The organism is bacterium, from assembly GCA_021371935.1.
Classification (GTDB): domain Bacteria; phylum Armatimonadota; class UBA5829; order UBA5829; family UBA5829; genus UBA5829.
On the sequence record JAJFVF010000004.1, the window covers coordinates 187459 to 197065 of the forward strand.

Below are 9607 nucleotides of genomic sequence, written 5' to 3' on the forward strand. Positions count from 1 at the left end.
AATTTCAGTCAGAGAGCAGAGAGAAAGCTAATAGCTGCCCTATCATCTGCTCGGTTTTCTTAATTACCAGCTCGATTTGGTGACGCCGGGGATCAATCCCTGATGCGCCATCTCACGGAAACATATTCTGCAGATTCCAAACCTGCGGATGTATCCTCTTGATCTACCACAAAGCCCACAGCGATTGTATTTTCGCACGCTGAACTTCGGCTTGCGCTGCTGTTTTTGAATCAGGCACTGTTTTGCCACGGAATCAACTCCTAGTCTAGATGTTATAGGTTAGAAGTAGCCTAACCGTACTACTCTTCTTTCTTAGCCTTTTCGGCTTCTGCAATAATTTGCTGCGCAACACTGTGCGGAGCCTCTTCATAGTTAGAAAACTTCGCAGAGAATCGGCCTCTGCCGCGAGCGATTGAACGCAGATCAATCGAATATCTGAGCATCTCAGACTGCGGCACCTGTGCCTTTATTCTCTGTCTGCCGCCGCCAATCGGCTCCATACCCGCGACCCTGCCGCGCTTTGAGTTCAGGTCTCCTATAACGTCGCCCATGAACTCTTCCGGCACAATTACTTCAACTTCCATAACCGGCTCAAGTATTACAGGGTTAGCCTTTTCAGCAGCCGCTCTGAATGCAAGCCTGCCTGCAAGCTGGAAAGCCATATCAGATGAGTCGACGGTATGAAAGCTCCCGTCATAACAGGTTGCTTTGATATCCACAACCGTTGCTCCGGCCTGGATTCCGGTTGACATCGCCTCACGAATGCCTTTATCGACCGATGGAATCCACTGCCTCGGTATTGCGCCGCCCACAATCGCATCAACAAACTCATAACCCTCGCCCCTCGGTTGAGGCTCGAGCTTGACCCAGCAGTCTCCAAACTGACCACGGCCGCCTGTCTGCTTCTTGTGTCTGCCCTGAGCTTCAGCGGTGCCCGTGATTGTCTCACGATACGCAATCTTCGGTATCTCTGTCTCGACTTCAACCCCGAACTTGCGCTTGAGTCTTTCGACTACGATGTCAATATGCGTATCGCCCTGACCGGCCATAATCGTCTGACTGGTCTCAGCATCACGATGCGTCTTGAACGATGGATCCTCTTCACTGAGCTTTTGCAAAGCCGGACCAAGTTTGTCCTCATCAGCCTTTGTCTTCGCCTTAACGGACAGTGAATAAACAGGCTCAGGGAACGCTATGGGATTAAGCACAATCGGCTTGGCCTTGTCGCAAAGTGTGTCGCCGGTCGTAGTCTCCTGAAGCTTCGCTACAGCACCAATGTCGCCGGGTCCAACTTCAGAGGTCGCTTCCTGATTCTTACCCTGCAGGAAATAGACCTGCCCTACCCGCTCATCATGATCCTTGTTCGCGTTAAATATGTGCGAGTCAGACTTCATCAAGCCGGAAAAGACTCGGAAATACGTCAGCTTGCCTACATATGGATCGGCCATAGTCTTGAATACCAGCGCACAGAACGGATCATTGGGTCCACGCTTCTCATCGGCACCAGAAGGACTCTTGCCCTCGACCGGCGGAATTGATGCAGGTGAAGGCACACTTGATACTATAAAGTCAAGCAGTGTATCTACACCGACCATCTTCATAGCCGAACCGCAAAGCACCGGAACAACCTTACCCGACTTCAGACCAAGCTCCAGACCTTTGGCTATGTCTTCATCAGGAAGAGTTCCCTCTTCAAAATACTTCTCCATGAGCGCATCGTCCATCTCAGCTACGGACTCAATCAGCGCCTCGCGCATCTGCTCGATCTGAGACTGCATCTCTCCCGGAATATCAGTCGGGGCAACCTTGCCGTTCTCCCACTTATATGCCTTATGCGACAGCAGATCGACCACGCCTATGAACTTGTCCTCAGAGCCAATCGGAAGCTGAAGCGGAGCTACGCTCGTTCCAAACTTTGACCTCAGAGCTTCCAGCGCTCTGTTAAAGTCTGTATTCTCTTTTTCAAGTTTGTTGACAAAGAACATCTTGGTGATCCCTGCCTCCGTGGCAAGGTCCCAGCCAGTCTCGGTACCAACCTCAATGGCGCCTGTGCCGTCGACCAGAATAAGTGCAGCCTCTACCGCTCTCATACTGCCGATGACATCTCCAACAAAATCAGGATAGCCGGGCGTATCCACAAAGTTGATCTTTGCGTTCTTCCACTCACACGGCAATACTGCCGCGTTAATACTCATTTTCCTGCTAACTTCATCCGGGTCGAAATCACTGGCAGCTGAGCCGTCATCCACACGACCAAGTCTGCTGATTGCCCCGGAAGCGTAGAGCATCGCCTCAGCAAGCGAACTCTTACCCGTGCCGCCGTGCCCTACCAACGCAACATTTCTTATTGCTTCGATAGAATACTTTTTCATGGACTAAGCCTCTCTGAACGGCAGACCCAACGCCTTCAGCAAGGCTCTGCCCTCCTCGTCGGTCTTCGCCGTAGTGGCAATAACGATATTCATACCGCGCGTGCGGTCGATCTTATCATAGTCGATCTCAGGAAAAACGAGCTGCTCTTTGAGACCCATGGCAAAGTTACCTCGCCCATCGAACGAATCGGCGGGGACTCCACCAAAGTCACGGACTCTCGGAAGCACTATGTTGAACAGCCTGTCCAGAAACTCGAACATCATGGCTCCGCGAAGTGTGACCTTGCAGCCGACACGCATCCCCTCTCTGACCTTGAAGTTAGAGATCGATTTCGTGGCGCGAGTCACAGCCGGCTTCTGGCCGGTGATCAATGTCATATCATTGATTGCGCCGTCCAGGAGCTTGGCGTCTTGAGTCGCCTGCCCTACGCCCATATTCACGACTACTTTGGTCAGCCTTGGCGCCTGCATTACGTTTTTGTAGCTGAACGTCTTCATCAGGCTCGGCAGAACCTCGCTCTTATATTTGTCCTTCATTCTCGGCATAAGTTACTCCCTAACTCTCGATCACGGTGCCGCATTTCCGGCACTTGCGAGCCGGTGCGCCATCAGATGCCTTTGTGCTGGCAGACCTGGTCTCTTTGTTGCAGTTCGGGCATATCAGCATCACCTTGCTTACAGGAACACCGAGCGGCATCTGCACTTCACCCATCTGCTGCTTAACAATTGCACGAGACGATTGTCCGCGAGCTTTCTGGTGGCGCGTTACCATGTTGATTCCCTCGACAATTACCTTGCCCTGTTCGGGTACGGTCTGCTGCACCTTGCCGCGCTTGCCTTTATCCTTGCCTGAAAGAACGATTACTTCATCGCCCTTCTTCAGCCTCATTTTTGCTTCGTATACCGGTTTCTTCTTTTTCATACGACTCTCCCACCTATGGGAATATTAAATCTCAAATACTGATTACTAAATTAAATAACTTCGGGCGCTAGCGATATGATTCGCATAAACCCTTTGTCTCTTAACTCGCGGGCTACAGGACCGAAAATTCGGGTCCCTCGCGGTTCGTTTGTATTGTTGATTACCACGGCTGCATTATCGTCAAAGCGAAGGATCGAGCCATCCGGACGCTGAATGTCGTTCTTCGTGCGCACAACTACGCATCGAACGACTTCACTCTTCTTTACGGTCGCTCCAGGAGTCGCCTGCTTTACAGCGCCGATGATTATGTCGCCGACACCCGCATAGTGTCCGTTCGATCCCTTGAGCACTCTAACGCATAGAATCTCACGTGCGCCTGAGTTATCAGCAGCTCTCAATCGCGTATAGGGCTGTATCATTGTCTACCTCTCTTCCGAGTATCAGGTGCCGGATGTCGGGTGCCAGAAATTTTGATCCGACACCCAATACCTGGCACCCGAAACCTGGTAACTATTTCGCCTTTTCGACAACGCGGGCGACCCGCCAGCACTTGTCCTTGGAAAGCGGCCTGGTTTCCATAATCTCGACCGTATCGCCAATGCCGCACTCATTCGCTTCATCGTGAGCCTTGAACTTTGTGGTCCTGCGCACGATCCTGCCGTAGAGCGGATGCCTGACCAGGGTCTCGATGGCAACCACAACCGTCTTGTCCATCTTGTCGCTTATTACACGTCCACTTCGGACTTTTCGTCTGCTTCTGTCCATCACTTGCCTGCCTTAATCTCGCGGGTCTTGAGCTCGCCGAGTATTCGTGCCACGTTTTTTCGTGCAATACCTATGGCGTGAGGATTGTCCAACTGCTTCAAGGCGATCTGCTGCCTCATTTTGTACAGGTTCTCACGCTCCTGTGCGAGCATCGTCTCCAGCTCTGTATCACTAGACTGCTTTACCTTGCTGCGAAGCTCAGACTGTCTCACTGATTTCACTCTGCTCTTTCTTGGTCACAAACCTGGTCGCAATAGGCAGCTTGTGAGAAGCAAGTCTCATAGCCTCTTTTGCCAGGCCTTCGTCAACACCAGCCATCTCGAAAAGCATTCTTCCGGGCTTGACAACAGCCACCCAACCTTCAGGGTTTCCCTTGCCGCTTCCCATACGGGTCTCAGCAGGCTTTCTGGTGATAGGCTTGTCTGGGAAGATGCGAATCCACACCTGCCCGCCTCTCTTGACGTGTCTAGTGATTGCAACTCTGGCCGCTTCGATCTGATTGGCTGTTATCCAGGCCGCCTCAAGCGCCTGAAGTCCATACTCGCCAAAATCGACTTTATTTCCTTTATTAGCCTTACCGGCACGCGAACCGCGCATTACTTTGCGATATCTTGGTCTCTTGGGCATTAGCATTTGGCTTAACTTCTCCTCTCGCCGCCGCCGCGACCACCACGTCCGCCACCACGACCACCGCGTCCACCACGGTCAGATCGCTCTCCGCGCTCAGATCGCTCGCCTCTTGGGCGACGCGGTCTTCTTGCGGCCATAATCTCTTCCTCACTCGGTTCAGGACGCCTTGAGCCAGGCAATATGTCACCACGGTATATCCATACCTTGACGCCGATGTGACCGTAGGTCGTCTTCGCTTCGGTGAAACCGTAGTCGATGTCGGCTCTTAGAGTGTGAAGCGGAACCTTGCCGGACTTATCACCGTCAACACGCGCCATTTCAGAACCGCCAAGCCGCCCTGCAACGCGAATGCGGATACCCTTGGCTCCCATTCTCATTGAGCGCAGTACAGCCTGCTTGTTTGCACGCTTATAGGAAATACGCTTCTCTATCTGCTGAGCAATTGACTCGGCTACAAGCTGCGCCTCGATCTCCGGGTTCCTGATCTCCTGCACATTGACATGGACCATCTTGCCGCCGGCGATTTTTTCGATCTCGCCGCGCAGGTCGTCAACGCCTTTGCCGCCTCTGCCGATAATAATGCCCGGCTTTGCTGTGTACACGGTGACCTTGACCTTGTTTGCAGCTCTCTCGATCTCTACCTTGGAAATACCCGCAGCATAGAGAGTCTTTTTCACGAACTTGCGAATCTTGGCATCCTGTATCAGGAGCCCAGCAAATTCTTTGTCTGAGGCATACCATTTGCTCTCAGGCTCCCGGATTACTCCGATTCTAAAACCTATTGGATGAACTTTCTGTCCCAACTACTCGCCTCCTTTGGCGTCTTGCTCGCCTTCGGATTGTGCCGTTTCCGTCTTTGTTGTTTCAGGTGCCGGTGTCTTTGCGGACGCCTTGGCCTTCGGAGCACGCTTTGCTGTCGTCTTTGGAGCCTTCTTTTCGACCTGCTCTACCTGCTCAGCCTTGACCACTTCTTCCTTTTCAACATCAGCAGGCTCCTCACTCTTTTTCGGAGCACGCTTTGTTGTCGTCTTTGGAGCCGCAGCCTTAGGAGCCTTTGTACCCGGCTTCGCCGTCCGTGCTACTTCCTTGCGCTTCTTCTTCGGCTTCGCCTCCGTCTCCTCGACACCTATGGTTATATGAGAAAGTCTCTTGACCATCCGGTAGCCGCGTCCCTGAGGCGCGTAGCGCAGCCTCTTCATCAGAGGTCCGCCGTCTACCATTGCGAGTGAAACCTTCAGGTTTTCACCATCCATATGGTGATTGTTCTCCGCATTGGCCACAGCCGACTTGAGAACTTTTTCGATCAGTCGCGCCGCAAAATTCGGCGTGAACTGCAAAATTCCCAGTGCCTGCTTGACATCCTTGCCTCGTATTTCATCTATAACAAGGCGGGCCTTCCGCGGCGAGGTGCGCACAAAACGCGCCTTCGCTATTGCCTGCATACCATTGGCCTCCCAAAAACAGCTGAGAGTGGAGAGTGGAGAGCTAAGAGCCCAAAACCACAAAGTCGACTCCAACCGTTTCTTCTACTGTCATGAGGCATCGCCTCATGTCTATTGCGTAATTACTTAAGGGCTGTCGAGCGCTCGGTGTGATGGCCGTGCCCTCGGTAGAGTCTGGTCGGGGCGAACTCGCCCAGCTTGTGCCCAACCATATTCTCGGTGACGAACACTGGAATATGCTTCCTGCCGTCGTGCACAGCAATTGTGTGCCCGATCATCAGCGGGAAGATCGTCGAACGGCGTGACCAACTCTGAATGATCTTCTTTTCGCCCCTGGCGTTCATATCTTCAATTTTTTTAAGGAGTTTCGGGTCCGCATACGGTCCCTTTTTCAGTGAGCGTCCCACTAGCTATCCCCCTACTTTGCGTTTCTTCTTCTGACGATCATTGCATCAGAAAGCTTCTTGCCGCGCGTCTTGGTCCCATGCGCGGGCTTGCCCCACTTCGAGACAGGTGTCTTGCGTCCGACAGGTGACTTACCCTCACCACCGCCATGAGCATGGTCTCTCGGGTTCATAACAACTCCGCGGACAGTCGGTCTGATACCTTTCCATCGCGACCTGCCGGCCTTGCCGATGGAAATGTTCTCATGCTCGACATTGCCAAGCTGCCCGATTGTGGCTTTGCACATGATCGGCACATTGCGCATCTCACCCGATGGAAGCCTTAGGTTGGCATACTTGCCTTCCTTTGCCATAAGCTGAGCCCCGCCACCTGCACTGCGAACAATCTGGCCGCCCTTGCCGACCTTAAGCTCGATATTATGAACGATTGTTCCAAGCGGTATATTTGCAAGCGGAATGCAGTTGCCCGGTCTAATGTCAGCCGTCTCGTCAGCTATAACTCGGTCACCAACACCTAGACCAAGCGGCCAGAGGATATACCTCTTCTCGCCATCGGCATAGTTAATAAGTGCTATACGAGCAGAGCGGTTCGGGTCATACTCGATGCCGGCAACCTTGCCCGGCACACCGATCTTGTCGCGCTTGAAATCTATTACTCTATACTGCCTCTTGTGACCACCGCCCTGATGGCGCATTGTCAACGTGCCCTGGTTGTTGCGTCCCCCGGTCCGCTTTATCGGCCTGAGCAAGCTCTTTTCAGGCGTTGACTTCGTGATCTCCTCAAACGAGGAAACCGTATAATAACGCCGTGCGGGCGAGGTAGGCTTGAATTCTTTGACTGCCATAGTTAGGCTCCCTCAAATATTTCTATATGCTGGCCGGCCTTAAGTGTGACATACGCCTTTTTCCAATCAGCGGTCTTGCCCTGGCCCATTCTACCCATACGCTTGGCCTTACCTTTGACACGCAGAGTATTGACCTTGACAACATCCACCGCCGGGAATATCTTCTTCACGGCCTCGGCTATCTCTATCTTATTGGCGTTGATATCGACTTCAAAGACATACTTGCCCATCGATGATGCGCCCATGCCCTTTTCAGTAATCAACGGCCGCTTTATGACGGCATAAGGATCTTTCATCTAAGCAAAGACCTCCTCTAGTTTCGCCACCGCCGCACGAGTCATGACGATCTTGTCGGCGTTCAATACGTCGCGAACACTCAGACAAGGCGCAACCCTAAGCTCAACGCCAGGAATGTTGCGTGACGAAAGTAAAATTTCATTTGATAGACCGTCAACTACGACAAGCGCTCTGCGAGTCGCTCCAACATCATCAAGAAAAGCCGCCATCTTTTTGGTGCTGATAACATCGAGCTTGATCTCATCGACAACCACGACTGCTTCATCGGCCACCCTTGCCGACAGTGCACAGCGCAGAGCTCCGCGCCTCATCTTTTTGGGCAGCGACTTTCTGTATGACCTCGGCTCGGGTCCGAACACAACTCCACCATGATAATAATGAGGAGCACGAATCGAACCTTGGCGAGCACGACCTGTGCCTTTTTGGCGATATGGCTTGGCGCCGCCACCGCTTATTTCACTGCGCGTTTTCGTATCGGCAGTTCCCTGGCGCATATTTGCCTGCTCAGCCACAACAGCCTGATGCATCAAAGCCACATTCGGCGCAACATCAAATACCTCTGACTTGAGCTCGACGTCACCAATCTTTTTACCGGTCATATCCTGCAGATTGATTTTGGCCATCTGACTATCCTCCTATCATCTGCCTGCGGACAAAAACCAATCCGCCATTTGCGCCCGGCACCGAACCCTCGACGAGGATCAGATTTCGGAATGCATCAACTCTAAAGACCGATAGTCCACGCTGCGTGATCTGCTTTCCACCCATTCGACCAGGGCGTCTTACACCCTTGAATGTGCGAGCAGCATCGGTCGCGCCGCCGGACTGAGGCTTGCGGTGTATCATAGAACCATGGGTCATGTCTGCGCCATGGAAATGCCATCTCTTGACGGCACCCGCGAAACCCTTGCCCTTTGATATTCCAGTCACCTTGACCACGTCGCCCCGGTCAAAAACGTCTGCCTTGATCTCCTGGCCGAGAGTTACCTCGCCCAGATCATCAACTACTATCTCATGCAGATATCGCTTGGGAGCCGAGCCCGACTTCGCAAGATGCCCTTTGAGCGGCTTGTTAATCTTTTTTTCTTTTACATCGCCGAAAGCAACCTGAACGCCCTCGTAACCGTCTTTGTCCTCGGTCTTGATTTGCGTCACAACGCACGGGCCGGCCTCAATGACAGTCACCGGTACAAGATGACCTTTCTCATCGAAGACCTGGGTCATTCCCAGCTTCTTTCCTAAAATTCCATTGATCATTTGATGATCCCCTAAAGCTTGATCTCGATATCCACGCCGCTGGGCAAATCGAGACGCATGAGAGCGTCAATCGTCTTAGGCCCCGGATTCAAGATATCGATCAGACGCTTGTGCGTCCTGATCTCGAAGTGCTCCATCGATTCCTTGTCGATGGTGGTGCCGCGGTTGACGCAGTAGATGTCCTTCTCCGTCGGAAGCAGCACCGGACCGGAAATCCTTGCGCCGGTGTGGCGCACCGTTTCGACGATCCGCTCAGCGCTCTGATCCAGCACACGATGATCAAACGCCTTCAGCCTGATTCTTACCTTGTCCTTGCGCATATATTCCAACTCCAGTTGGGGGACAGGGGGATGGGGGTTAGGGGACAGTTACTATCTCTATCCCCTATTCCCTAATCCCTAACCCCTATTCAATTACCTCGCTGACGACGCCTGCACCTACAGTGTGGCCGCCCTCGCGAATCGCAAAGTTCAAACCCTGCTCCAATGCGATCGGCACTATCAACTCAGCACTGATCGTTACGTTGTCGCCGGGCATTATCATCTCGGTGCCCTCAGGCAACTCCATCGCACCAGTCACGTCGGTCGTGCGGAAGTAGAACTGAGGCCTGTAACCCTTGAAGAACGGTGTGTGACGACCGCCCTCTTCCTTAGTCAATACGTATATCTCAGCC

17 protein-coding genes are annotated in these 9607 nt (G+C 52.7%); all 17 read right to left on the reverse strand.

What is annotated here, in order from left to right:
- Positions 1-63 precede the first annotated feature (63 nt).
- The gene (locus tag LLG46_03920) at positions 64-249 is read right to left on the reverse strand and encodes a type Z 30S ribosomal protein S14 (protein ID MCE5322446.1); all 186 of its coding nucleotides are present in this window, start codon (positions 247-249) and stop codon (positions 64-66) included.
- A gap of 50 nt (positions 250-299) precedes the next feature.
- Positions 300-2372, reverse strand: a complete 2073-nt coding sequence (fusA, locus tag LLG46_03925; GenBank protein MCE5322447.1) for an elongation factor G — start codon at positions 2370-2372, stop codon at positions 300-302.
- A gap of 3 nt (positions 2373-2375) precedes the next feature.
- Entirely contained in the window at positions 2376-2918 is a 543-nt protein-coding gene (gene rplE, locus LLG46_03930) for a 50S ribosomal protein L5 (protein MCE5322448.1), read from the reverse strand.
- A 10-nt stretch (positions 2919-2928) separates the two neighbouring features.
- Complete coding sequence (gene rplX / locus LLG46_03935) at positions 2929-3294, reverse strand: 50S ribosomal protein L24 (GenBank protein ID MCE5322449.1); 366 nt, start codon at positions 3292-3294, stop codon at positions 2929-2931.
- A 50-nt stretch (positions 3295-3344) separates the two neighbouring features.
- On the reverse strand, positions 3345-3713 hold the full coding sequence (rplN, locus tag LLG46_03940) for a 50S ribosomal protein L14 (GenBank protein ID MCE5322450.1): 369 nt from the start codon (positions 3711-3713) through the stop codon (positions 3345-3347).
- Positions 3714-3804: 91 nt separating this feature from the next.
- Positions 3805-4062: a 30S ribosomal protein S17 gene (gene rpsQ / locus LLG46_03945; protein MCE5322451.1), complete on the reverse strand. Its 258-nt coding sequence runs from the start codon at positions 4060-4062 to the stop codon at positions 3805-3807.
- Positions 4059-4271 (reverse strand): 50S ribosomal protein L29, encoded by a 213-nt coding sequence (rpmC, locus tag LLG46_03950; GenBank protein MCE5322452.1) that lies wholly within the window; start codon positions 4269-4271, stop codon positions 4059-4061. The genes rpsQ and rpmC overlap by 4 nt, the downstream gene beginning before the upstream one ends.
- Positions 4258-4692 (reverse strand): 50S ribosomal protein L16, encoded by a 435-nt coding sequence (rplP, locus tag LLG46_03955; GenBank protein MCE5322453.1) that lies wholly within the window; start codon positions 4690-4692, stop codon positions 4258-4260. The genes rpmC and rplP overlap by 14 nt, the downstream gene beginning before the upstream one ends.
- Positions 4693-4697: 5 nt before the next feature.
- The gene (rpsC, locus tag LLG46_03960; GenBank protein ID MCE5322454.1) at positions 4698-5492 is read right to left on the reverse strand and encodes a 30S ribosomal protein S3; all 795 of its coding nucleotides are present in this window, start codon (positions 5490-5492) and stop codon (positions 4698-4700) included.
- On the reverse strand, positions 5493-6131 hold the full coding sequence (rplV, locus tag LLG46_03965; GenBank protein ID MCE5322455.1) for a 50S ribosomal protein L22: 639 nt from the start codon (positions 6129-6131) through the stop codon (positions 5493-5495).
- 122 nt (positions 6132-6253) lie between these two features.
- Positions 6254-6538, reverse strand: a complete 285-nt coding sequence (gene rpsS / locus LLG46_03970) for a 30S ribosomal protein S19 (GenBank protein MCE5322456.1) — start codon at positions 6536-6538, stop codon at positions 6254-6256.
- 11 nt (positions 6539-6549) lie between these two features.
- Positions 6550-7380: a 50S ribosomal protein L2 gene (gene rplB, locus LLG46_03975; GenBank protein ID MCE5322457.1), complete on the reverse strand. Its 831-nt coding sequence runs from the start codon at positions 7378-7380 to the stop codon at positions 6550-6552.
- Positions 7381-7382: 2 nt separating this feature from the next.
- Complete coding sequence (gene rplW, locus LLG46_03980) at positions 7383-7676, reverse strand: 50S ribosomal protein L23 (protein ID MCE5322458.1); 294 nt, start codon at positions 7674-7676, stop codon at positions 7383-7385.
- Positions 7677-8300 carry a 50S ribosomal protein L4 gene (gene rplD / locus LLG46_03985; GenBank protein MCE5322459.1) on the reverse strand — a complete coding sequence of 208 codons (624 nt, stop codon included), beginning with the start codon at positions 8298-8300 and terminating at the stop codon, positions 7677-7679. It lies immediately after the preceding gene.
- 4 nt (positions 8301-8304) lie between these two features.
- Positions 8305-8934, reverse strand: a complete 630-nt coding sequence (gene rplC, locus LLG46_03990; protein ID MCE5322460.1) for a 50S ribosomal protein L3 — start codon at positions 8932-8934, stop codon at positions 8305-8307.
- Between the two features lie 11 nt (positions 8935-8945).
- Positions 8946-9254: a 30S ribosomal protein S10 gene (gene rpsJ / locus LLG46_03995; protein MCE5322461.1), complete on the reverse strand. Its 309-nt coding sequence runs from the start codon at positions 9252-9254 to the stop codon at positions 8946-8948.
- An 85-nt stretch (positions 9255-9339) separates the two neighbouring features.
- Positions 9340-9607: elongation factor Tu (tuf, locus tag LLG46_04000; GenBank protein ID MCE5322462.1), on the reverse strand; the 268-nt coding region annotated here is incomplete at its 5' end.